This window comes from Streptomyces sp. NPDC026062, from assembly GCF_055568375.1.
Map to the genome: position 1 here is coordinate 187,362 of NZ_JBVHOQ010000006.1, position 23,172 is coordinate 210,533.

Sequence of the window (23,172 nt, forward strand, 5' to 3'; positions counted from 1 at the left end):
GTCAGTCCACGGACCTGGCCAGCTCCTCCTGGGGGGCCGCCGTCGCCCGCGCGGCGGGGACCCCGCCGGGCTCACCGGGGGTGGCGGCCGGTCCGCCGTCCTTGCCGCGCCACTTCTGGACCAGCTCGACCACCGGCTGGGTCCAGCGCGCGGTGAGCGGGCCGACGATGACGAGGATCAGGACGTACGCGGTGGCGATCGGCCCGATCCGGGGCTCGGTCGCCACGGCGAGGCCGGCGATGACGATGGAGAACTCGCCGCGGGCCACGAGAGTGCCGCCCGCGCGCCAGCGTCCGCGCGATCCGATACCGGCCCGCCGGGCCGCGTACCAGCCGGTGGCGATCTTGGTGAAGACGGTGACGACGGCCAGCAGCGCGGCCGGCAGGAGCACCGGCGGGATCTCCGCGGGGTTGGTGGAGAGCCCGAAGAACACGAAGAAGACCGCGGCGAAGAGGTCCCGCAGCGGGGTCAGCAGCTTGCGCGCCCCCTCCGCGACCTCACCGGAGAGCGCGATGCCGACGAGGAACGCGCCGACGGCCGCCGACACCTGCAACTGCTGGGCCACCCCGGCGACCAGGACGGTCAGCCCGAGCACGACGAGCAGCAGCATCTCCGGATTGTCGGAGGACACGGCCCGGCTGATCAGCCGGCCGTGACGCAGCGCGAGGTAGAGCACGAATCCGACGGTGCCGAGCGCGACGAGCAGCGCGATGCTGCCCCCGGCGAAGCCGACGCCCGCGAGCATCGCGGTGAGCAGCGGGAGATAGACGGCCATCGACAGGTCCTCGATGACCAGCACTCCGAGGATGACCGGTGTCTCGCGGTTGCCGAGGCGGCCCAGGTCCGCGAGGACCTTGGCGATCACCCCGGACGAGGAGATCCAGGTGACCCCGGCGAGCGCGACCGCGCCCACGGGGCCCCAGCCCAGCAGCAGGGCGGCGACGGCGCCGGGAGTCGCGTTGAGCACGAAGTCCACGGCGCCGGACGGGTACTGGGTCTTGAGGCTGGTCACGAGCTCGGACGCGCTGTATTCGAGCCCGAGCAGCAGAAGCAGCAGGATGACGCCGATCTCGGCGCCCACGGCGGTGAACTCCTCGCTGGCCCCGAGGGGCAGCAGCCCGCCCTCGCCGAAGGCGAGGCCGGCCAGCAGGTAGAGCGGGATCGGGGAGAGCCCTATCCGGCCGGCGAACCGCCCGATGATGCCCAGCCCCAGGATGACGGAGCCGAGCTCCACCAGCAGTGCGGTCGTGTCATGCACGGTCAGCCCTCCGCAATGATCTCGGAGAGCGTGTCGACGCCCTCCCTCGTACCGACGGCGACGAGCGTGTCCCCGATGGCGAACCGGAAGTCCGGTCCGGGCGACGGATGCGCGCTGTGGGTGCGCAGCACCGCCACGATCGAGGCTCCCGTCCGGGTCCGCGCCCGGGTCTCACCGAGGAGCCGGCCGCCGTACGGGGAACGCGTCCCGAGCGGGATGTGCTCGGTGACGAGGTCGATGCCCTCGGTCCGCACGGCGTCGATCGGCGCCGCGTCGATGAGGTGGGCGAGGCCGGTGGCCTCCTGTGGGGTCAGGGGTACGGAGAGTTTGCAGGAGTCGGGATCGTCCTGGTCGTAGAAGCCGATGAACCGACGCCCGTCGTGGTGGACGACGACGGAGATGTGCTGTCCCGACTCGGTCGTGTAGTCGTACTGCACGCCGACTCCGGGCAGCGTGGTGCGGTGGGTTCCCATGGCTTCCTCCCGAGGAGCGCGGTGTGTTCTGACGTTCTTGGCGATCTCTTTAGCCGCCCATTACCTTATCCGGAGGGTTCCGCCGTCTTCCGTGCGGTTCCGGCCCGCACACGCGCCTGCCCGGCCGGTGACGCGGAACCGGCCGGGCAGGCGGGGCGGGCAGTCCGGTATCAGTCGCTGATCTCGATCCTGCCGTTCTGTGCGGCGGCGGCGTCCTGTGCGGTGGCGGTGTTCCGCTGGGCGGGGACGGCCTCCGTCTTCGGGCCCGCTCCCTTGAGGCTGCTCAGCAGCGCGCCCAGGTCGACCCCCGTGGTGGAGCTGAGGAGTTCCATGCCCTGGGCGACGTTGTCGGTGACCGTGCGCGACAGCCGGCTGGCGCCGTCGGTCGAGATGACGGTCATCTTGTCGATCGCGCCCAGCGGCTCGGCCGCCTTGGCGACGACCTGCGGAAGCACCTCGACGAGCATCTGGAGGACGGCCGCGTCGCCGTACTGCTTGAACGCGTCGGCCTTCTTCTGCATGGCCTCGGCCTCGGCGGCACCCTTCGCGGCGATGGCGGCCGCCTCGGACTCACCCTCGATGCGCACGGCGTCGGCGAGCGCGGAGCGGTGCAGCTTCTCGCCCTGACCGGTCAGCCTGGACCGCTCGGCGTCCGCCTCGGCCTCCTTGACCTGGGCGATACGGCGGGCCTCGGCCTCCTGCTCGGCCTGGTAGCGGGCGGCGTCGGCGGGCTTGCGGACCTTGGTGTCGAGCTCGCGGTCGGTCAGCGCGGCCTGGCGCTCGGCGACCTTCTCCTGCTCGGTCAGGACCTCCTGCTGACGGGCGGCCTCGGCGAGCGGGCCGGCGGCGTTCGCCTTGGCGGCGGCCGCTTCCGTCTCGGCCTTGATCTCGGCCTGCTTGAGGTAGAAGGTCCGCTCGGCGATGGCGATCTCCTCGGCAGCCTTCAGCCGGGCCTGCTCCGAGGCGCGCCGGGCGATCGCCTCGGCGATGTCGGCCTCCTGCTTGGCGCGGGCGGCCTCCGGGCGGCCGAGGTCCTCCAGGTAGGAGCCCTCGGTGGTGATGTCCTGGATCTGGAAGGCGTCCAGGATCAGGCCCTGGCCGGACAGGCTGGCCTCGGCCTCCTCCGCCACCTGGCCGGCGAACGCGGCCCGGTCGCGGATGATGTCCTCGACCGACATCCGGCCGACGATGGCGCGCAGCGCACCCGAGAGCACTTCCTGGGTGAAGCCGACGATGCCGTCCTGCTGCTGGAGGAAGCGCTGGGCGGCGGCCCGGATGGCGTCCTCGCCGCCGCCGACCTTGACGATCGCGACGCCTTCGAGGTTGGACTTCACTCCGCGCAGGGTGACGGCCCCGCGCACGGCGATGGGGATGTGCCGGCTGGACAGGTCCAGGGTGAACTTCTGCTGGACGAACGGCACGACGAAGACGCCGCCGCCGACGACGACCTTCTGGCCGCTGTTGTCGATGCTGGCCCGGCCGGTCACCGGGTCCACGGACTTCTTGCCGCGGCGGCCGGTGATGATGAAGGCCTCGCTGGGCCCGGCGACCTTGTAGCGGGTGATGACGACGAGGGCGAGAAGTACAAGAAGTACGACGACTCCGACGACGGCGATCAGGACTGGACTCATAAGGGTGTCCCCCTCTGCCTCCCGACGGGAACGGCAGTTCTGTGACGAGCGGTGGCGTGTGGCCGGCGGACCGGCTCAGCGTTCGACGGGGCGGACCGAGACCGAGGTGGTCGAGAGCGTGGCCTCGACCCAGACCTCGGTGCCGCGCGCGACCGGTACCGGGCTCTTCGCCGAGAGTTTCACGGGCTGCCCCCCGAATCGCAGCAGCACCTCCCCGTAGCCCTCGGCCGGAATGGCCGTGACCACGGACCCCGACGTGCCGACGAGATCCTCGTCCCGTGGCGTGGCATCGGTCTGGTCCCGCATCAGGGCCCGGCTGAACTTCCAGGTCAGCCAGGCCGCGACCAGCCCCGCGAGCACCCCGGCCGCGGTGGCCGCGAGCGCGCCGACGCCGGTCGTGCCGAGCACGATGGCGCCGCCGAAGCCGAGCATCGAGACGAAACCGGCGATCACCGGAAGCGAGAGCAGCCCGTCGAAGAGGCCGTCCAGCACACCGCCGAAGAGCCCTTCGAGGATGCCGTCGAAGATCAGGGAAAGGGCGAGCAGGACGACTCCCGCGATGCCGAGACCGACGAACAAGGTCACCTGATCACCCCTCCCGGCTGCGAAGCCCCCGAACATTCCGTCGAACTGGCTGGATGATCCCATACATGACGGATCCGCGAAACTGCCGGGATCCGGCAGACTTTTACGCGTTCTTGATGCCGGAGAGTTGGGCCGCCAGTGTGTCCATCGACTGGTACGTGGCCCCGATCAGCGCCACGTGCTTCCAGCGCAGCACCCCTCCGGCATCGATCAGGAACACCGAGCGCCGCACCCCGATCCCGGGCGCCGCCACCCCGAAGGCGCGGGCGGTCTCACGGCCCGGGTCCGCCAGGAGCGGCATGCGCAGCCCTCGGGCGCGGGCGAACGACTCATGGCTGTCCACGCCCTGTGGACTGATTCCCCAGACCTCCGCGTCGAGCCCTTCGAAGGTCTCCATGCCCGAGGAGTACGAGCAGAGCTGCCTGGTGCACACGGCCGTGTTGTCGCCCGGATAGAAGGCGAGGACGACGGCCCGGCCGCGGGCGGCGGAGAGGGTGTAGTCGCGGCGCTCGAAGACGTCCCCGTCGAGAGCGCCTCCCGCGAGTGTGAAGTCCTGGACCTGCGAGCCGATTTCAGGTGACGATCCCATGCGATGTCCTTCGCTGTCCGGCGCTGCGTGAGGGTGCTGCGCGTACTCCCGTACAGCATGCTCGGTACGGCTTCGATCAACGCATCCGGAGGTACGCATGACACCACCACGGCCTGCGGGGTGCGCTGCCCGGGGACGTACGGGTGCGCGCCGTCCGGTACGGCTGCCGGGGGTGGAACGGTGACCGGGCGGATCCGCTGCGCGACGCCGTACACGCCCTGGACGAGCTGCGGAGTACGGCGGGGGAGGTCCCGGTCGTGCTGCTCGGGCACTCGATGGGCGGCCGCGCCGCCCTGGCCGCCGCCGGCCATCCGCTGGTACGGGGCGTGGTCGGCCTCGCCCCGTGGTGCCCGCCGGGCGACCCGGTCGCCCAGCTGGCCGGGCGGGACGCCGTCCTGGTGCACGGCACCCGCGACCGTGTCACCGATCCGGCGCACTCCCGCGCGCTCACCGAACGGGCCAGGAAGGACGGCGCCCGGACCTGTCTGGTCACCGTGGAGGGCGGCGACCACGCGATGCTCCGACGCGCCCCCGCCTGGCACCGCCTGACGACCGCTCTGGTCACCGGGCTGCTGGACCTGGCACCGCTCCCCGGACCCGTGGCCGAGGCGCTGCGGCTGCCGCCGGGGGCCGCGGCCGACGAGGGCACGGTGGACCTGGACCGGCTGCTCCGGGAGAGCCCCCGGCCGTCGGGCGGCACGGGCGGGGCGTAGCGGCCGGGTACCGGGTGCGGGTGGACCGGCGGCGCGTGCGGCCGGATGCCCCTCGTCCCCGGGCGCCTGTTCCCCCGCGCGGGGCGGGGCGCCCGCGTACGGAAACGGGCGCGCGGCCGGCGGTCTGCGGATGCGGGAGGAGCACGGGCGGCCGACCATGAAGGGCCGGGCAGTCCGGCGGCCCGCGCCCCTGCCTCTGGAGGTTGCCTTGCTGGCCGATGCGCACGCCGACATTCCGTCGCCCCTGGACATCGTGGCGCTCGCGGCCCTGATCGACGGCACCACGGCCGGGGTGGGGGTCCTCGACACACGGCTGCGCTATCTGTACGTGAACCCGGCCCTCGAACGGCTCAACGGTGTCCCGGCCGCCGCGCATCTGGGCCGTACGGTCTCCGAGGTGCTTCCCGGGGTCGACGCCCGCGAGGACCTGATGCGGGCGGTCCTCGCCGACGGCCGGGCGCGCGAGATCACCTCCAGCGGCCGGACCCCCGCCTCCTCCGGCACCGCCCGGCGCTACTGGCACGGCGTCTACCACCGGCTGGAGGTGGACGGCCGGATCGTGGGAGTCGCCGGGATCGTCCTGGAGGTGGCGGCGTCCGAGGAGGAGCAGCGCCGGCTCGCCCAGGCCCGGCGTCATCTGGAACTCCTGGACGCGGGACCCACCCGGATCGGCACCACCCTCGACATGGACACCACATGTGCCGAGCTGGTCGGCCTCGTCGTCCCGGCCCTCGCGGACCTCGCGACCGTCGAGGTGTTCCCGCCGGACGTCGCGCCGCCCGTGCGCCCCGCGCCGCCCGGTGTGATCCGGCTGCGGCGGGCCGCCGTCACCGGAGTGCCGGGACTGCGTGAGCAGGCGGCGCGCTTCGGGGTGAACGGCGACTACATCGACTACCAGGAGGACGCGGCCGTACAGCGCTGCCTGGCCACCAACCAGCCCGTCGTCGAGAACCTCACCAGCGACGAGCAGCTGCGCCGCTTCGCCCCGTCCCCCGACCGGGTCGCCGCCTACCGGGCCCTCGGCATGCACTCCGCGCTCATCGTGCCGGTCGCCGTGCGCAGCGGCCCGATCGGCATCCTGGGCCTGGTCAGGGCCGGGGACTCGCCCGTCTTCACGGACGAGGACGTGGTGGTCGCCCGGGAGCTCGCCGGGCGGGCCGCCGTCGACCTCGACCACGCGCGCCGCTTCACCCACGAGCACACCATCGCCCTGGAACTCCAGCGCTCCCTGCTCTCCGAGCCGCGTCAGCCGCACCCGCACATCGAGATCGCCACCCGCTATCTGCCGGCCGACCGGAGCGTGCTGGTCGGCGGCGACTGGTTCGACGTCATCCCGCTGCCCGACGGACGCCACCTCAAGGCGATGGGCGATGTGATGGGGCACGGCGTCGAGGCGGCCGTCGCCATGAGCCACTACCGCTCCCTGCTGCGGATGCTGGCCGACGAGGAACTGCCGCCGCACCGCGTCCTGGAACAGCTCGACCGGATGGTCGAACGGTCCGGGCTCGACCGGGCGGCGACCTGTCTGCTCGCCGTGGTCGACCGGACCGGCGGGGTGTGCGAGGTGTCGAGCGCCGGACATCTGCCGCCGGTCTTCATCGACCCCGGTCCGGCCGGGACCCGGCTGGCCGACGTACCGGTCGGCCCGCCGCTCGGCACCGGGTTCGGCGGCTACCGGACGACGAGGGTCAACTGCGGCCCGGGAACGGTGCTGTTCATGTACACCGACGGACTCGTGGAGCGGCGCGGCGAGGACATCGACGTCTCCGTCGGGCGGCTCAGGGAGCTGGTCCTGCCGGAGAGCGGCGACCTGGAGGAGCTGCTGGACGCGGTGCTCGACCGGTTCGGTCCGGGCGCCGAGGACGACATCGCGGTGATGGCCTCCCGCGCCCGGAGGGCCCCGGGTGACGGCACGGCGGGCTGAGCCCCCCTGCCCGGCCCGGGGCTCACCCCAGTTCGAAGCTGGTGATGCCGAAAAGCCCGGTGTGATCGACGTCCGGTGCCGGACCGGTGTACATCCGGACCGTCTCGAACGACGGGGTGAGCCGCAGCTGTTCAGCCAGCCGCACCGCCGCCGGATTCACGTCGGGTACGTCCACGGCGACGGGCGCGGACGGGTCGGTGGCCGCGAGCGCGCTCACCAGGGCGCGGGCGATCTCCGGGGTGGCCGCGTACAGCGGGCCGATGCGCGAGGACGTACGGCAGGCGCGCATCACGGCGAGCCCGCACACCTCGCCCCCGGACAGCGCGACCAGCGAGGTGCGGCCGGGCGCGGTCGTCCAGGCGGCGAGGAAACTGTCCCGCTCCGCCGGGAAGAACAGCCGGTCGTACGCGGTGACCCGGTCGAAGGGCAGGGTGCGCGCGTCCACCAGGGTGACGCCGGGCGGCGGGGCGATGTCGACCGGGACGAGCCCCTCGTACCGGTGGTTCGTCCAGACCGGACCGAAGCCGGACTTCCGGTAGTTGGCCTGTTGCTCGACCACTCCGTCGAGACCGGTGTTCCGTCCGGCCAGCCGCGCCGTCCCGGCTGCCCAGAGCCGGCTCCCGTACCCCTGTCCGCGCAGTTCCGGGCGGGTCAGGTAGAAGCCCAGGAAGCCGAAGCCGGCGCCGTAGCGGATCACGGAGACGCAGGACGCGGGCGTCCCGTCCAGGCGGCCGATCAGAAAGCCGCACGGATCGGCGGCGAAGAAGGCCTGACCGTCCGTCAATCCCGGGTTCCAGCCCTCGGCGTGGGCCCAGTCCGCCATCATCCTGACGTCGTCCGCGCTTGCTGTGGTGATCTCGAATGTCGGCACGGTCCCACCATGGACCCCGGGCGCGGTCCGTTCAACGACGCACGGCCCTTCCTCACCCCAGCAGGAACGCGCCCGCCGTCGCCGCGCCCAGCGCCGTACCGGCCGTCACCTGGCCCACCGTGTGGTAGCCGAGCGCCACCCGTGACCAGCACACGGCCGCCGTCATCACGTACCCGAACAGCCACCACGGCGAATGCACCGCGGCGAGCAGCGCGATCACGGCCGAGGCGACGGAGGCGTCCACCGAGATCTTCCACACCGTGTTGACGGCCAGCAGGACGACGGTCATCACCCAGAGCCCGAGCATCGCGGTCAGGATGCCGGAGGGCGCACCGCCCAGCACCATGACCGCCGAACCGATGCCGATGGAGCCCAGGATGACGAAGAAGATCGGGGCCCGCTTGGTGCGGTCGACGACATGGCGGTCGCCCCAGGTGCCGCGCCCGCGCTCCCACTCGATGTAGCCGGCGGGCACGAGCCCCGCGCACAGGGCGCCGAGGAGTCCCCAGAGCAGCCCGGTCCAGTGGCCGGCCGCCGCGAGACCGATCGCGAGCATGCCGGCCAGCAGGAGGTTGCGCGGCTGGAAGACGTCGGTCACGGTGCGCGCGGTGGCGTTGGTGGTGGTGCCGTCGGTGGTGGCCGTGTTCATGCCTGCTGCTCCTGTTTCCGGTCCGCCTCGGCGGAATCGAGGATCTGCCGGGCCCGTTCCGGGGCGACGGTGCGGTACGCCGCCGCCACCCGGACCAGCCGGGCGACCTCGCCGTCCTGGTCGGTGGCGTGCTGGGTGCCGACGGCCGCCGCATCGCCCGCCGTTGCCCCGGCGTTCATGGCCGAGAGCGCCGCCTTGATCCAGTAGGCGTCGGCCAGCGGCCCGGCCCGCTCCCGGCCGGTGCGCGCGTCCTCGGCGGCGGCCTCGGCGGCCGGCAGCAGCGCGTCGGGGACGTAGTGGCGCAGCTTCTCCACCGCGTCGGCGATGTCCGCCGCCCACCGGTCGACCCGCAGATCGGCCGGGGTGCCGAAGCGGGTCAGCTCGCGCAGCAGCGGGGCCGGGGGGTCGAAGGGCTGGTCGGGGAAGGCGGCCATCAGCTCGTACCAGAGCGCGTGCAGCTTCACCTGGGCCCGCCAGAGCTTCGCCCGGCGGCGGACGTTGCCGAACGCGGGGATGGAGGCGCCGATCGCGAAGAAGGCGAACAGCGCCACCTGGGAGGCCTCGGTGACCTGGTCGAACTTGAGGGCGAAGGCCTCGCCGGGCCGGTCGATGACGCTGATCCAGAGGAACAGCGTCCGGCTGACGGTGTAGCCGACGCCGATGACCATGGCGAGCGTCATCATCCCCAGGCCGGCCCGCAGATGGCGCTGGGCGGCGCCCGCGGTGGCGAGCGCCCACTGGTACGCGCAGACGGCGGACGCGGCGCCGAGGTAGAGGTAGAACACGCTCATGTAGAGCGTCGCCCCCCACTGTCCGGCGTGATCGGCGACGAAGCGGTCGGACGGCGCGGACCGGTCGACGACGGTGAAGAACAGCACCGTCAGCAGTACCAGCGTGGCGACGGAGGCCTTCGTCGCGACCTGCTGGACGATCCGCGCGAACCGTACGTGGCGCGGAACGGCCCCGGCATCGGCGTACTGCCCGTAGATCGCCACGATGTAGCTGAGGATGGCCAGAATCGCGATGGTCGCCGTGTAGTGCTTGATCAGCACCGAAAGGTCGGTGACCGGGCTGTCGTTGAGCCCGATGCGCACCGCGCGGGTCTTGGTCCAGAGCGCGGCGGCGAACCCCGCGTAACAGCCCCACAGGGCCCGGCGGCGCCGGTCCTCCTCGTCGCCCCACAGGGCGGCCGGCATGCGCCACAGGGCGACGGCTGTCATCAGGCCGGCTATCAGATAGCCGGCGACGTCGAGCGGGGTCACGGCGGAAGTCCTCGTGGTGGGGGAACGGGGTCGGGGGAGCGGTGCTACGTACGGCGGAACAGGCCCCGGCGGCGGTTGGCCACCGGGCGCGAGAGCGAGTTGGCGAGCCGCCCCACCATGTCATCGCTCGTCACGTCCCTCGCCATGCGGGGGATGATCGAGGCGCCCAGTTCGGCCATGCGCTCGTCATGGGTGTCGTACTGGGCGCGGGCCTGCACGGCGTCCGGGCTGACCAGAGCGTCCGGGCCGACGACCCGGGCGATCAGCGAGGTGTCGAAGACGGGCAGCAGCCGGCGCAGCTGCTCCGCGTCCAGCGAGGTGCCGTGGTCGAACCATTCGTGGCACAGCTCGTGCAGGATGACGTGCTGGGTCTGGTAGGCGGTGGGGCGCCGGCGGTAGAGCACGAGGCTGGTCCCGCCGGCCTTCAGCCGCAGCCCGCAGGCGGCGTTGACGCGGGCCAGCCGGTCGGGCATCTCGTGCAGCACGATGGTGCGGCCCCGGGCCGCCTCCATGTTCGCCACCAGCCCCTCGACCGTGAAGGGCGAGGGGATGGGGAGGCCGGCCAGGCCGTCCTCGCACTCCTTCCGCAGTTCGCGCATGGACACCGCGCTAACCCTGTGGTCCGCCGTCGGCCGGTGGCTGCCGGTCCTTCGCGTCCTTCAGCAGGGCGAGCGCGAACCGCAGCAGCTCCGGCGGCAGTCCGTCCTCGTCCAGTCCCCGTCCGGCCAGCCCGCTGATCTCGCCGGTCCGGCGCTTCGCCAGGAACTGCAGCCCCGCGACGACGTCGTCGACGACCTCGGACTCCTCCTTGAAGAAGCGCCAGTCCACGCCGAACCCGAGACCGAGCGCCTTGAGGATGTCCTCGGACGGCTGGGTCACCTTGCCCGCGAGGATGTTGGAGAAGTAACTGTGGGAGAGGGACCCGCCGCGCTCCTTGACCAGGTCCGCGAAGACCCGTCCCGAGATCTTGCGGCCGGGGAAGGTCTTCTCGACCATGTACTCGACCTTCTGCCGCAGCGTGCGCAGCTCCGGCGCGCGTTCTTCGCCGTCGTCCATCCGTCCCCCACGTTCACGTCCACCGCGCGGGCTCCTGTCCGGCTCCGCACGGTGCTCGATTCGGTCAACGGGCTCGTACTGTAACCAACCCCGACGGGTCGTCCACCGCCCGGGAGCCCTTGGGGGGACGCCGTAAGGGGATGAAGTGGAGCATCTTGCTCCGGTGTCCGGAACGGGCTTGCGCTCACACTTTCCGTCACTGTTAACTCGAAAAAACATGGGCAGGGGGCCACGAGGGGAGTCCCTTGCCCGTGAAGACGTCAGCGCCCGTCCGTCTCGCGTGCGAGAGGCCGGGACGCACATGGGTGTAGCCCTTCACGACGGGGGATGCGTGAAGGGCTACGTATGCATTATGGCCCCTGGCCAGGCAGTCATCAACTGACCCGCCGGTCAGTGTTCTTGACGAGCCCCCGGCCGGCCCTCCGGGAGCGTGCGGCAGCGGCGGCGCAAGATGCTCCGGAGGCGTGCGGCAGACGCATCGAGGTTGTGCCCGGAGCGGTCCGGGCGGTGGGTCCGGCGGCGGGCGGCGGGGCGAGGGCCGGGCCAGATTATTTCCCCCGTCCGGCCAGGGAAATCTGTCGTGACTATGCTAGACACGATGGCTCGCACAATGAGAGTTTCTCTTTCGGTCAACGAAGTCAGCGATACGCGGCAGGTGCACATGCCCCCTGAGACCCCTCCGCATGCCACTGACCGCCTCGATGACGACGACTACCCCGCCTACACGATGGGCCGCGCCGCCGAGATGATCGGCGCGACGCCCGGATTCCTCCGTGCGATCGGTGAGGCCCGGCTGATCACCCCCTTGCGGTCGGAGGGCGGCCACCGCCGCTACTCCCGCTACCAGCTGCGTATCGCGGCCCGCGCCCGTGAGCTCGTCGACGGCGGAACGCCGATCGAGGCCGCCTGCCGCATCGTGATCCTTGAGGACCAGCTCGAAGAGGCGCTCCGGCTCAACGAGGAACTGCGCCGGCCCGCGCCGGGCGGCGACACGGACTGAGCCGGCGACGGCTCCGTGCGACAGCCCGCCCCGCACCCTCCGAATCCGGGCGCGCAGGCTCCGCCCGGCAGCCTCCGAAACCGGGCGTGCCGAGGTTCGCGCGCGTCCGGCCGGTCCGCCCTCCTCCCGGGCCTGGGAGCGGTGTGCCGGCCGGGTGAAGCGCTGTGGCGCGGAGTGGCGAATATCTATAGCCGCAAGCACAGAATTTTATGCAATGCGCGGTGAAGGTTTATGGCGTGCCGGGTGGAGTGTAATTACTTGCCGCGCCCGCCCGCATTCATTGTGCTACTGTGGATGCAGTTGCAGTTGTGGTTCCCAAAGACTCCAAGTGCTCTCCTCGGCTAAATGGGCCGGTGGGTGCGCTTTTGTATTTTCCGGTTCATTATCCGGATGGGGTAATCATCGCGGCGACGTGGGACTGGCACAGTGCGAGTCCCCGGGCTCTGCCCCAGAAGGAGACAAACATGGCTACTGGCACCGTCAAGTGGTTCAACGCGGAAAAGGGCTTCGGCTTCATCGAGCAGGACGGTGGCGGCGCTGACGTCTTCGCCCACTACTCGAACATCGCCGCCAGCGGCTTCCGTGAGCTGCAGGAAGGCCAGAAGGTGAACTTCGACGTCACGCAGGGCCAGAAGGGCCCGCAGGCGGAGAACATCACCCCCGCGTGAACCCGATGACACCGGCGCTCAAGCGCTGAGTGAGCATCCAGAGCTGGGGCCCGCACCTTGGGTGCGGGCCCCAGCTCGTTGCTTTTCCCGGGTCCTGCCCCTGGTGCACGCCGTGCCGGTACCACCGTCACGAGCCGCTGGGGAACAAACGCGGGACCCATGCTCTTCACCCAGTGGCGGACCATCCGCCATGGCTCCCGGACCACCGGTCCGCCGGAGCCCCGTGACAGGACCCGCAGGCCCCTTTACCGGGCCCGCTCGTCCGTCATTCGCGAAGCGCCGGACCCGGTTCCGCCAGGTCCGTATCGGCTCAAGACCGGCCGCCGGGCTTCGTTTCACGTTTGCCAACGGCCCGTTCTTGCGATTCTTGTGCCGCTCGTCGCCGCAATGAATTCCTCGATACGCGCCATATCGAGGAAAGGTTCCGTATGAACCGCGATCGCACCCCGCGTTCCCATGACCGTTATTCCCGCACCACCCGCGGCGGTGGAGCCACCGGTTCCGGCGGCTCCCGTTCGGGTGGTGGCGGTTTCCGCTCGCAGGCTCCGGGCCGGCAGGGCGGCGGACAGGGACGTTTCGGCGCCCAGGGGCAGCGCTCCGGTGGCGGCTACGGCCGCCGCCCCGCCGCCAAGCAGGGCGAGTTCGCCCTGCCGAAGACCATCACCCCGGGACTGCCCGCCGTCGAGGCCTTCGCGGACCTCGACATGCCCGCGCCGCTGCTGTCGGCGCTCGCCGCCCAGGGCGTCACCGTGCCGTTCCCGATCCAGGCGGCCACGCTGCCGAACTCGCTCGCGGGCCGTGACGTGCTCGGCCGGGGCCGCACCGGATCGGGCAAGACCCTCGCCTTCGGGCTGGCCCTGCTGGCCCGTATCGCGGGACAGCGCGCCGAGCCCCGTCACCCGCTGGCCCTGGTCCTCGTCCCCACCCGGGAACTGGCCCAGCAGGTCACCGACGCGCTCACCCCGTACGCCCGCTCGCTCAGGCTGCGGCTGGCCACCGTCGTCGGCGGCATGTCGATCGGCCGGCAGGCCGCGGCGCTGCGCGGCGGCTCCGAGGTCGTCGTCGCGACTCCGGGCCGGCTCAAGGACCTGATCGAGCGCGGCGACTGCGCCCTGGACCAGGTATCCATCACCGTCCTGGACGAGGCCGACCAGATGGCCGACATGGGCTTCATGCCGCAGGTCACCGAGCTGCTCGACCAGGTGCGGCCGGACGGCCAGCGGATGCTGTTCTCGGCCACCCTGGACCGCAACGTCGACCTGCTGGTCCGCCGCTATCTGCACGACCCGGTCGTCCACTCGGTCGACCCGGCCGCCGGTGCGGTGACGACGATGGAGCACCATGTGCTCTACGTCCGGGGCGCCGACAAGTACGCCACCACGACGGAGATCGCCGCCCGCGACGGCCGGGTGATCATGTTCCTGGACACCAAGCACGCCGTGGACAAGCTCACCGACCACCTGCTCAGCAGCGGCGTACGGGCGGCGGCGCTGCACGGCGGGAAGTCCCAGCCGCAGCGCACCAAGACCCTGACGCGCTTCAAGACCGGGCACGTCACGGTGCTGGTCGCCACGAACGTCGCGGCCCGGGGCATCCACATCGACAACCTCGACCTGGTCGTGAACGTCGACCCGCCGAGTGACCACAAGGACTACCTGCACCGCGGCGGCCGTACCGCCCGCGCCGGCGAGTCCGGCAGCGTCGTCACGCTGGTGCTGCCCAACCAGCGCCGCGAGATGACGCGCCTGATGTCCGACGCCGGGATCACCCCGCAGATCGCCGAGGTCCGCTCAGGCGAGGCCGAGCTGAGCCGGATCACCGGTGCGCAGGCGCCCTCGGGCGTGCCCGTCACCATCACCTCGCCGCCGTCCGAGCGTCCCAGGGGCGGCTTGTCCTCCCGGGGCCGGCGCATCCGCCCGGCCCAGGCCCGCCGTTCGTCGTCGTCCTCCTCGTCCTCCTCCGCTTCGCGCGGCGGCGGGGCACCGCGACGCTCCCCCGGTGACCGCGCCGCCTGACCGGCGCCCCGCGTTCCCGTTCGACGCCGAGGCCGGGCCTCCCCACCGGGGGAGGCCCGGCCTCGGGCGTGTGCGCGGTGTCAGCTCCAGAGCGCCTCGGCGAGCGCGACACCGGCGAAGGCCGCGCCCAGACCCGCGACGACACTCGCCACCACGTTGGCCGCCGCGTAGAACCGGGCCCCGCCCTCGGCCAGCCGCAGCGTCTCGTAACTGAACGTCGAGTACGTGGTCAGCGCCCCGCAGAGCCCGGTCCCCAGCAGCAGTTGGAGAGGCGAGGAGGCGGCGCCCGCCGCCACCGCGCCGGTCAGCAGGCCCAGCACCAGACAGCCGCTCACGTTCACCGTGAAGGTCCCCCACGGGAAGACGGTGTCGTGCCTGGCCTGCACCGCCCGGTCGGTCAGATACCGCAGCGGGGCACCGACCGCCGCGCCGATGATCACCAGCAGCCAGTTCACCGGCGCTCCCCCTGCTCCCGTTCCGGCCGGACGATCTCGCAGGCGTCCAGCGTGACCCGGCCGCCTTCGGTCAGTTCGGCGATCAGCGGCAGGAAGGCGCGGATCCGCTCCTCCGTGTCCACGATCACCACCGCGACCGGCAGGTCCTCACTGAGCGACAGCAGCCGCTGGGTGTGGATCATCGAGGAGGCGCCGAAGCCCTCGATGCCGCGGAACACGCTGGCGCCCGCCAGTCCCGCCGCGTGCGCCCGGTGGACGATCTCCGTGCAGAGCGGGCGGTGGTGCCAGGTGTCGGACTCACCGGCCAGCACGGTCAGCCGCAGGCCCGGTGTCGTGTGCGAAGTCGTCATGTCTGCCTCCAGGCCAGTACGCGGCGGGTCGTCCACACCGCGCTGCACACCGCCACGAGGGCCGCGACCAGGGTCAGTGCCAGATAGACCAGACCGGCACGGGCCCGGCCGGCGTCGACGAGGCGCTCGATGTCCACGGCGTACGTCGAAAAGGTGGTGAACCCGCCCAGCACCCCGGTGCCGAAGAACGGGCGCACCAGGCGGTGGGCCGTCCACGCCTCGCTGATCACCACCATGAACACACCGATCACCGCGCAGCCGACCATGTTCACCACAAGGGTCGTCCAGGGGAATCCGCCCGGCGCGGAGGGCCACAGGAGCGCGGCACCGTAGCGGGCGCACGCGCCCACCGCGCCGCCGAGCGCGACCACCGCGACGACGGCGGTCTGCGGGTGGGGGGTCTTCGCGGACACACTTCTCCTACCTGCCGGGGCGCCCGCAGGACGCGGGCTCACACGTGAGCAAGTAGGGACCGTTGGCGGCTTTCCGCGGTTCGGGTACGGCGGGCCCCACCGCCGCGCGGCGGCCGTCACCGGTCCCCGCTCCTCTCAGGATATCGCCCGTGTGCGGCGGGTGAACGTTGTCCTAGGGTTGCCCGGGTGTATGCGAACGGGGAGTTGCGGACAGCGGTCGGGGACATCGAGCGGGCGCGTGTCCCCAGGCAGCGGAGCCGGGAGCCGGAAGCGCGCGAGCCGTGGTGGCGGCGTCACCTGGTGCCGCTGGTCGCCGTGGGCGCCGTCGTGCCGCTCTACGCGGTGTGGGCGGCCTTCCTGGCCACCGGCGGCGGTGATCTCGCCGCGCAGTTCGCCTGGTCGGGATTCTCCGCCCGCCACCCGGGCGCGGCCTACAACCTCTCCTGGTACGGGGGGATGCACACCGCCAACTACAGCGTCTTCTCCTCGTACTTGATGGCCTTCTTCGGTGTCCGGGCGGTGTCCGTGGCCGCCGGGATCGCGGGCACCTGGCTGATGGCCCTCCTCTTCGTCCGCGGGGGCCCGTCGCACCCCCTCGTTCCCGCCCTTCTCGCCGCGCTCGCCCTGTGGTGCAACGTCGCGTCCGGGCGTACGACCTTCGCGCTCGGTGTCGCCATCGGGCTGGTCGCCTGTCTGTACGTCCACCGCTCGGTGACGGCCCTCGTGGCCGGGGCCCTGGCGACGATGGCCAGTCCGGTCGCCGGACTGTTCCTCGTGGTGGCGGGGGCGGCCTACCTGCTGGACCGGCAGTGGCGGAAGGGCGCGGTGCTGATGGTGCCGTTCTTCGCCGTCGTGGGCGCGACCACGGTGCTGTTCCCGTTCGAGGGCGAACAGCCCATGGCCGCCAACCGGCTGTGGATGCCGGTCGTCGTCTGCGCCGTCCTCGCGGTCGCGGCGCCGGTGGGGCGGGAGTGGCGGCTGCTGCGGTACGGCGCCCTGGTGTACGCCGTCGGCGTGCTCCTCACCTATCTCGTCGCCTCCCCGATCGGGACGAACGTGGAGCGGCTGCTCGGTCTCGTCGCCGTGCCCGTGCTGTTCATGACGGTCCTCGCCCTGCTCCGGGAGAAGGCGTGGGTGCGGACGGCCGTGGTGGCGGTGGCTCTGGTGCTCTCCGCCAACTGGCTGGCCGACAAGACCGCGGACGACCTCCGGGTCTCCACCGAGGTGCCGTCCTGGGCGTCCCGTACCGAGGGCGTGGCCGGTGAACTCCACCGGCTCGGCGCCGATCTCGGCCGCGTGGAGGTCGTTCCGGCCCGGAACCACCGTGAGGCGGCCGCACTCGCCCCGCATGTGAACATGGCGCGTGGCTGGAACCGTCAGCTCGACGTCGAACGCGGGCGGCTCTTCTACGACGGGACGCTGTCCCCCGCCGTGTACCGGGCCTGGCTGGACCGGTGGGCGGTGGGCTACGTGGTGCTGCACCACGGACAGCCCGACGGCCCCGCCGAGGCCGAGGCCGCGCTGATCAGGGCGGGGCAGCCCTGGCTGAAGCAGGTGTGGCAGGACGCCGGGTGGACGATCTACCGGGTGCGGGGCGCGCGGCCGCTGGTGGAGGCTCCCGCCCAGGTCGTGAGCGGCGACGACGCCGAGCTGGTGGTGCGGATGCCCGAGGCGGGGTCGGTGACCGTCCGGCTCGCCCATTCGCCCTGGCTCCGGGTGCGCGGCGTGGACGGCGGTACGGGGGGCTGTCTGCGGCAGGACGGGGAGTGGACGCGGCTGACCGTGCCCAAGGGCGGGACGTACCGGCTGGACTCGGCGTACCGGCTGTCGCGCGGCGGGGGCTGCTGAGGGGGGCGGTTCCGGTGTGAGTGGGGTGTCCGGGGGCTGCTGAGGGGGCGTTTCCGGCGGTTGCCGGGGGGCGGTTGCCGGGCCGGGGTTCCGGGCGCCGTGGCGATGCTGGTCCGCCCTGCGCGGCGACGTCGGTCCGCCCTGCGCGGCGCGCGGTGCGGACCTGGGCTTTCACCCGATCGGCCACCGTACCTGCGCGCCGGGCGGAGAGGCCGCAGGGTGGTCCCATGTGGCTCCGTCACCGATTCTGGCCGGCCGCCGCGGTGCTCCCGCTCGCCCTTCTGATGCTGCGGGACGCCCCGGTGCGTCTCGCGATGCCCCCGCCGGCCGCCCCGGCGCACGAGCGGGCGCGCGGGGTGCCGCAGCCGAGGATCGTCACCCGGGCGGGCTGGCACGCGGACGAGCGCGCGGTGCGGGAGCACGCGGTCTATACAGGCGCCGTGCGGGCGGTCTTCATCCATCACACGGGGGAGTCGAACACCTACGACTGCGCGGACGTACCCCGCATGCTGCGGGCGGTCGAGGAGTCCCACATCAAGGGCAACGGCTGGGACGACATCGGCTACAACTTCCTCGTCGACCGGTGCGGGACGATCTACGAGGGCCGGGCCGGCGGAATCACGCGGCAGGTCCGGGGGGCCCACACCACGGGCTTCAACGCCGACAGCGTGGGCATAGCCGTGCTGGGCAACTACGGACGCGGGGCCGAGGTGCCGAAGGCGATCGTCCGGGCTCTCGCCCAGGTCGCCGCGTGGAAGCTGCGGCCCGGTTCCGATCCGCGCGGCACGGTGCGGCTGGTCTCGACGAACGACGCCAGCAGGTACCCGAAGGGCAAGGCGGCCGTACTGCACGTGATCTCGGGCCACCGCGACGCCTATCAGACCAACTGTCCCGGCGAGGCGCTGTACGCGGAACTCCCCGCGATCCGGGCCGAGGCGGCGGCCCTGCGTCAGGCACGGACGGGCACGGCGGACGCGTCCGCCGCGTCCGACGCATCAGACGCATCAGACGCATCGGACGCATCGGACGCGGAGAACTCTCCGTGAGTTATGTATTAGTGCATAGATTGGTTTTGCATAGTTCGAAGTGGGATAGCATTCCGGCATGTCTGCTACGACTCCGCTTCCCGTGACCCTGACCGGGCGCCATGTCCGTGTCGAGCCGCTGTCCCCGGACCACCTCGACGACCTCTTCGCCGCCGGTGGCGGTGACGACGAGGTCTGGCGCTGGCAGGGCGGCCCGACCCCGCGCACCCCGGAGGGGCTCGGCGAGAAGCTCGCGAACCTGCTCGCCGCCGCGCGACGCGGGGAGTACGTCCCCTTCGCCGTCATCCATCGCGCGAGCGGCCGGGCGATCGGCTGGACCGCGTACATGGACATCGACGCGGCCCACGAACGCCTGGAGATCGGCTCGACGTGGTACGGCCGCGCCCACTGGCGCTCAGCGGTCAACACCAGCACGAAGCTGCTCCTGATCGGCCATGCCTTCGAGGAACTGGGCATGGGGCGGGTGCAGTTGAAGACAGATCACCTCAACTTCCGTTCACAGGAGGCGATAGCCCGGCTCGGAGCCCGCCGCGAAGGGGTGCTGCGCCGCCACCGCCGGCGTCCCGACGGGACCTGGCGCGACACGGTCTACTTCTCGCTGCTCGCCGACGAATGGCCCGAGGCGAAGGCCCGTCTGGAAGCCCGTCTGGAGACCCGTGTGGAGACCCGTGTGGAAGCCGGTACGGGAGACCGCTTGGAGGCCCGAGTCGAAGCCTGACTCCGAACCCCCTGACCCGTCCCGGACCCGCCCCTGACCCGTTCGGTACCCGCCTTCGGCGTGGGTACGGGGGCAGGCCCCCGGGGCCGTGTCCACCGGTCGGTGGACACCGGGTTCCACCGGCCGGGCCTGCCGGGCGAAGGGCCCCGCGAAACAGCATGGACGCATGAGAATGCGACCCGTACACATGGCCCGTTGGAGCGCCCGGCATCCGTGGCGCGCGATCATCGGATGGTTCGTCTTCGTGCTCCTGTGCCTCGGCGCGGGCATCGCCGCCGGCAACAACCCGGCCACCACCAAGGACTTCTGGGTCGGCGAGGCCGGGCACGCCGAGTCGATGGCCACCGAGGGCGGCCTCCAGCGCCGGCCCACCGAACACATCCTGATCCGCGCCGAGTCCGGCCCCCTGGACCCGGAGCGGGCCACCTCCGCCGCCCGCGACCTCACCGCCCGGATGGAAGCGCTGCCCGAGGTCGCCGACGTGGCACCGCCCGTCCGCTCGAAGGACGGCACGGCCCTGCGGGTCACCGTGGTCATGAAGGACGCCGAACTCGACGGCAGGAAGAACGTCGTCCCGCTCCTGGCCCGCACCGCACAGGTCGCCGCGGCCCACCCGGACCTGGTCGTGGAGGAGACCGGATCTCCCGCCATCAGCAAGGGAGTCAACGACCAGCGCGGCGACGACCTCGCCCTCTCCGAGCGGCTGTCGCTGCCGGTGACCCTCGTCATCCTGCTCGTCGTGTTCGGCTCGGTGGTCATGGCCGGAGTTCCGCTGCTGCTGGCGCTCTCCTCGATCGCCGCGACCATGGGCCTGGCCATGCTTGCCTCGCACCTGATGCCCGACCCGGGCGTCGGCACCAACATGATCCTGCTCATGGGACTCGCGGTCGGCGTCGACTACACGCTCTTCTACCTCAAGCGCGAACGAGAGGAACGCGCACGGGCGGCCGGTCGGCTCGGCCCCGAGGCGCTGGTGGAGCTCGCCGCGGCGACGGCGGGACGCGCCGTCGTGGTCTCGGGCCTCGCGGTGATCGTCTGCACCGCCACCCTCTACCTGGCCACCGACGTCATCTTCTCCTCACTGGCGACCGGCACCATCCTCGTCGTCGCCGTGGCCGTGCTCAGCTCGCTCACCGTGCTGCCCGCGCTGCTCGTGAAGCTCGGCCACCGCGCCGACCGGCGGGCCGCGAAGAAGGCCGCCCGCCGGGCCCGGCGCGGTGCGCCGGCCCGCGCGAAGAGCGCGAAGCCCGAGAACGGCCGGATCTTCGGCGCCCTCATGCGCCCCGCGCGGCGACACCCGGCGATCACCCTGTGCGTCTCCGTCCTGGTCATGCTCGCCGTCGCCGCCCCCGCCCTCGGGCTGAAGCTCATCGACCCGGGCAAGGACACCTTCTCCCGCTCCATCCCGGCCATGCGTGTCCACGACCGGCTGACCGCCGCCTTCCCCGAACTCCTGGTCAAGCACGAGGTCGTCACCCGCTCCACCCCGGACCGCGCCCCCGAGGTCAGGCAGGCGCTCACGGAGCTCGGCCGGCTGGCACGGACCGACCCGCTCTTCGCCCGGAACACCGGCCCCGTGGTGCGGACGTCCGCCGACGGCCGGATCAGCGTGCTGGAACTGGCCGTTCCGCACCCGGCCCCCTCCGACGAGGCGATCGCCTCGCTCGACCACCTGCGGGACCGCTACGTCCCCGCGACGGTCGGCGGGCTGAAGGGGACGGACACCGGCGTCAGCGGTGATGTGGCGCGCGGTCAGGACTATGTGCACCACGAGCGGAGCAAGCTGCCGCTGGTGATCGGCTTCCTGCTGCTGCTCACCTTCCTGACGACCGCTGTGGTGTTCCGCTCGGTGGTCATCGGCCTGCTCGGCGTCGTACTGAACCTGCTCTCCGCCGCCGCCGCGCTCGGCGCACTCGTCCTGGTCTTCCAGGGCACCTGGGCCGAGGGGCTGCTGGACTTCGACTCGCTCGGCGCCATCGCGTCCAGGGTCCCGCTCTTCCTCTTCGTGCTGCTGTTCGGCCTGTCGATGGACTACCAGGTCTTCGTCGTCAGCCGGATCAAGGAGGCCATGGAGCACGGGATGACGGCCCGTGAGGCGGTGGTCGACGGCATCGCCCGCTCGGCCAAGGTGGTGACGAGCGCGGCGCTGGTCATGGTCACGATCTTCGCGGCCTTCGTCTTCCTGCACCTCACCGAGATGAAGCAGATGGGCTTCTGTCTGGCGGTCGCGGTCCTGCTGGACGCCGTCGTCATCCGGATGATGATCCTTCCCGCCGCGCTGCTCCTGCTCGGCGAGCGCGCCTGGCGCCGCGGGGACGCCGGAGCCCCGCCGTACGCCGCCGCCCCGTCCGTCCCGTCCGTCCCCCACGTAGGCTGACGGGCATGCTGCAACGTCCGAGGCGCGGCGATCCCGTCTGGATCTGGGCGCTCCACGGATGGGAGGCCCTCTCCCGGGGGCTGATCGCCCTGGTCACGCTGATCACGATGCTGGGCGGTACCCCGGCGGACCGCAAGAGCGGGATCCTCGCGCTGACGGCCGTTCTCGCCCTGTGCCGCGTGTGGGTGCGCAGGCGGCCCGGTGCGGGGGCGTGGGAGGGGTACGCCTATCTCTGCGTCCTCGTCGTCGCGCTGGGGCTCCTCTCGGGCCTCGCCGACGGGTTAGGGGTCTTCTACGCCGTGACGCTCACGCAGTTCGTCGTCTGCGCGGACAGCCCTCGGGGAGCGATCCTGTCCAGTGGCCTCGGCGCCCTCGCGATCACGATCGGCGGCAGCGTGCGCGAGGGCGGGCAGGGGGAGGTGTTCCTCACCAACACCCTCTCCTCCCTCGGTGTCTGGTCGGTGGCCGTCCTGATGGCGCTGCTCACGCCCCGCGCGCTGGCCCAGCGCGACGAACGGGCCGTTCTGCGCGCGGAGTTGAAGAGCACCCGGCGGGAACTGGCGGAGGTCTACCAGCGTCAGGGCGCGGCCGAGGAACGCGAACGCCTCGCCCGCGAGATCCACGACACCCTCGCCCAGGGCTTCGCCTCCATCATCGTGCTCGCCGAGGCGGCCAGGTCCCAGCTCGACGTCGACGTCGACCGCAGCGCCCAGCAGCTGCGGTCCATCGAGCAGACGGCCCGGGAGAACCTCGCCGAGGCCCGGGTCCTGGTCGGCGCCGCCCCCAGCAGCGGCGTGGCCCCCAGCAGCGGCGTGGCCCCCGGATCGGTCGCCGCGACGCTGCGCCGCACCCTGGACCGCTTCACCGAGGACACCGGTCCGGAAGTGACGGCGGACCTCAGCGACATCGTGTGCGACCAGCCGACCCGGATCGCCCTGCTGCGTTGCACCCAGGAGTCCCTGGCCAACATCCGTAAGCACGCGGGGGCGACGACGGTCGGCGTGGTCCTGACGCATGGGTCCGGCACGGTGGAGCTGGAGATCACCGACGACGGCCGGGGGTTCTCCGTCGAGGACTCCCGCGGCTTCGGTCTGGACGGCATGCGCAAACGGCTCGCGGAGTTCGGCGGCGGTCTCACCGTCACCAGCTCGCTCGGCGACGGCACCCGGATCCTCGCCACCATCCCGCTCGACGACACCCCGGTCCCCGCCACCACCCCGCTCGACGGTGCCCCGGCCACCACCCCGCTCGCCCTTGACGGTCAGGTGTGA

23 protein-coding genes are annotated in these 23,172 nt (G+C 72.0%); 10 read left to right on the forward strand and 13 right to left on the reverse strand.

The genetic code is table 11. The annotated features are described in order from the left end of the window. Nucleotide 1: 1 nt before the first annotated feature. From ACZ4LX_RS07780 to ACZ4LX_RS07800, 5 genes are all read right to left on the reverse strand, one after another. Entirely contained in the window at nt 2–1,258 is a 1,257-nt protein-coding gene (locus tag ACZ4LX_RS07780) for a cation:proton antiporter (protein WP_467640128.1), read from the reverse strand. Between the two features lie 2 nt (nt 1,259–1,260). Then, nucleotides 1,261–1,731 carry a cation:proton antiporter regulatory subunit gene (locus ACZ4LX_RS07785; protein ID WP_467640125.1) on the reverse strand — a complete coding sequence of 157 codons (471 nt, stop codon included), beginning with the start codon at nt 1,729–1,731 and terminating at the stop codon, nt 1,261–1,263. 170 nt (nt 1,732–1,901) lie between these two features. After that, on the reverse strand, nt 1,902–3,362 hold the full coding sequence (locus ACZ4LX_RS07790) for a flotillin family protein (protein WP_467640123.1): 1,461 nt from the start codon (nt 3,360–3,362) through the stop codon (nt 1,902–1,904). Nucleotides 3,363–3,437: 75 nt separating this feature from the next. Beyond that, nucleotides 3,438–3,947 carry a hypothetical protein gene (locus ACZ4LX_RS07795; protein ID WP_467640120.1) on the reverse strand — a complete coding sequence of 170 codons (510 nt, stop codon included), beginning with the start codon at nt 3,945–3,947 and terminating at the stop codon, nt 3,438–3,440. 103 nt (nt 3,948–4,050) lie between these two features. Continuing rightward, nucleotides 4,051–4,536: a peroxiredoxin family protein gene (locus ACZ4LX_RS07800; protein ID WP_467640117.1), complete on the reverse strand. Its 486-nt coding sequence runs from the start codon at nt 4,534–4,536 to the stop codon at nt 4,051–4,053. 113 nt (nt 4,537–4,649) lie between these two features. On the opposite strand from ACZ4LX_RS07800, the gene ACZ4LX_RS07805 reads away from it, so the two are divergent. Further along, complete coding sequence (locus tag ACZ4LX_RS07805) at nt 4,650–5,249, forward strand: alpha/beta fold hydrolase (protein WP_467640554.1); 600 nt, start codon at nt 4,650–4,652, stop codon at nt 5,247–5,249. A gap of 157 nt (nt 5,250–5,406) precedes the next feature. Beyond that, complete coding sequence (locus ACZ4LX_RS07810) at nt 5,407–7,173, forward strand: SpoIIE family protein phosphatase (protein ID WP_467640115.1); 1,767 nt, start codon at nt 5,407–5,409, stop codon at nt 7,171–7,173. 22 nt (nt 7,174–7,195) lie between these two features. Here the strand turns inward: ACZ4LX_RS07810 and ACZ4LX_RS07815 are convergent, their stop codons facing one another. The 5 genes from ACZ4LX_RS07815 to ACZ4LX_RS07835 are packed head-to-tail and all read right to left on the reverse strand — an operon-like array spanning nt 7,196 to nt 11,011. Beyond that, nucleotides 7,196–8,044 carry a GNAT family N-acetyltransferase gene (locus ACZ4LX_RS07815; protein WP_467640112.1) on the reverse strand — a complete coding sequence of 283 codons (849 nt, stop codon included), beginning with the start codon at nt 8,042–8,044 and terminating at the stop codon, nt 7,196–7,198. A gap of 52 nt (nt 8,045–8,096) precedes the next feature. After that, a complete protein-coding gene (locus tag ACZ4LX_RS07820) occupies nt 8,097–8,693 on the reverse strand; it encodes a hypothetical protein (RefSeq protein WP_467640109.1) in 597 nt (198 codons plus the stop codon). Next, nucleotides 8,690–9,955: an MAB_1171c family putative transporter gene (locus ACZ4LX_RS07825; RefSeq protein WP_467640106.1), complete on the reverse strand. Its 1,266-nt coding sequence runs from the start codon at nt 9,953–9,955 to the stop codon at nt 8,690–8,692. Before ACZ4LX_RS07825 ends, ACZ4LX_RS07820 begins: the two co-directional genes overlap by 4 nt. A 44-nt stretch (nt 9,956–9,999) precedes the next feature. Next, on the reverse strand, nt 10,000–10,560 hold the full coding sequence (locus ACZ4LX_RS07830; protein WP_467640103.1) for a toxin: 561 nt from the start codon (nt 10,558–10,560) through the stop codon (nt 10,000–10,002). A 4-nt stretch (nt 10,561–10,564) separates the two neighbouring features. Then, nucleotides 10,565–11,011 carry a hypothetical protein gene (locus tag ACZ4LX_RS07835; protein WP_467640101.1) on the reverse strand — a complete coding sequence of 149 codons (447 nt, stop codon included), beginning with the start codon at nt 11,009–11,011 and terminating at the stop codon, nt 10,565–10,567. Between the two features lie 661 nt (nt 11,012–11,672). Here ACZ4LX_RS07835 and ACZ4LX_RS07840 point away from each other — a divergent pair. From ACZ4LX_RS07840 to ACZ4LX_RS07850, 3 genes are all read left to right on the forward strand, one after another. Continuing rightward, nucleotides 11,673–12,011 (forward strand): MerR family transcriptional regulator, encoded by a 339-nt coding sequence (locus ACZ4LX_RS07840; protein ID WP_467640098.1) that lies wholly within the window; start codon nt 11,673–11,675, stop codon nt 12,009–12,011. 464 nt (nt 12,012–12,475) lie between these two features. After that, the gene (locus tag ACZ4LX_RS07845; RefSeq protein ID WP_015609674.1) at nt 12,476–12,679 is read left to right on the forward strand and encodes a cold-shock protein; all 204 of its coding nucleotides are present in this window, start codon (nt 12,476–12,478) and stop codon (nt 12,677–12,679) included. Nucleotides 12,680–13,107: 428 nt separating this feature from the next. Beyond that, entirely contained in the window at nt 13,108–14,694 is a 1,587-nt protein-coding gene (locus ACZ4LX_RS07850) for a DEAD/DEAH box helicase (protein ID WP_467640095.1), read from the forward strand. An 80-nt stretch (nt 14,695–14,774) separates the two neighbouring features. On the opposite strand, the gene crcB (ACZ4LX_RS07855) is transcribed toward ACZ4LX_RS07850, so the two are convergent. From crcB (ACZ4LX_RS07855) to crcB (ACZ4LX_RS07865), 3 genes are read right to left on the reverse strand one after another with little or no spacing between them, the layout of a single operon-like run. Continuing rightward, nucleotides 14,775–15,149: a fluoride efflux transporter CrcB gene (crcB, locus tag ACZ4LX_RS07855; protein ID WP_467640093.1), complete on the reverse strand. Its 375-nt coding sequence runs from the start codon at nt 15,147–15,149 to the stop codon at nt 14,775–14,777. Then, nucleotides 15,146–15,499 (reverse strand): DUF190 domain-containing protein, encoded by a 354-nt coding sequence (locus tag ACZ4LX_RS07860; protein ID WP_467640090.1) that lies wholly within the window; start codon nt 15,497–15,499, stop codon nt 15,146–15,148. The genes crcB (ACZ4LX_RS07855) and ACZ4LX_RS07860 overlap by 4 nt, the downstream gene beginning before the upstream one ends. Continuing rightward, entirely contained in the window at nt 15,496–15,912 is a 417-nt protein-coding gene (crcB, locus tag ACZ4LX_RS07865) for a fluoride efflux transporter CrcB (RefSeq protein ID WP_467640087.1), read from the reverse strand. Before crcB (ACZ4LX_RS07865) ends, ACZ4LX_RS07860 begins: the two co-directional genes overlap by 4 nt. 300 nt (nt 15,913–16,212) lie before the next feature. Here crcB (ACZ4LX_RS07865) and ACZ4LX_RS07870 point away from each other — a divergent pair, with 300 nt between their 5' ends. The 5 genes from ACZ4LX_RS07870 to ACZ4LX_RS07890 all read left to right on the forward strand — a co-directional run bounded on the left by ACZ4LX_RS07870 (nt 16,213) and on the right by ACZ4LX_RS07890 (nt 23,172). After that, a complete protein-coding gene (locus ACZ4LX_RS07870) occupies nt 16,213–17,760 on the forward strand; it encodes a hypothetical protein (protein WP_467640551.1) in 1,548 nt (515 codons plus the stop codon). Nucleotides 17,761–17,987: 227 nt separating this feature from the next. Beyond that, nucleotides 17,988–18,806, forward strand: coding sequence for a peptidoglycan recognition protein family protein (locus ACZ4LX_RS07875; protein WP_467640084.1), 819 nt, complete (start codon nt 17,988–17,990; stop codon nt 18,804–18,806). Between the two features lie 58 nt (nt 18,807–18,864). Beyond that, nucleotides 18,865–19,524 carry a GNAT family N-acetyltransferase gene (locus tag ACZ4LX_RS07880; RefSeq protein WP_467640081.1) on the forward strand — a complete coding sequence of 220 codons (660 nt, stop codon included), beginning with the start codon at nt 18,865–18,867 and terminating at the stop codon, nt 19,522–19,524. Between the two features lie 166 nt (nt 19,525–19,690). Then, entirely contained in the window at nt 19,691–21,901 is a 2,211-nt protein-coding gene (locus ACZ4LX_RS07885; protein WP_467640079.1) for an MMPL family transporter, read from the forward strand. Nucleotides 21,902–21,906: 5 nt separating this feature from the next. Beyond that, entirely contained in the window at nt 21,907–23,172 is a 1,266-nt protein-coding gene (locus tag ACZ4LX_RS07890) for a sensor histidine kinase (protein ID WP_467640076.1), read from the forward strand.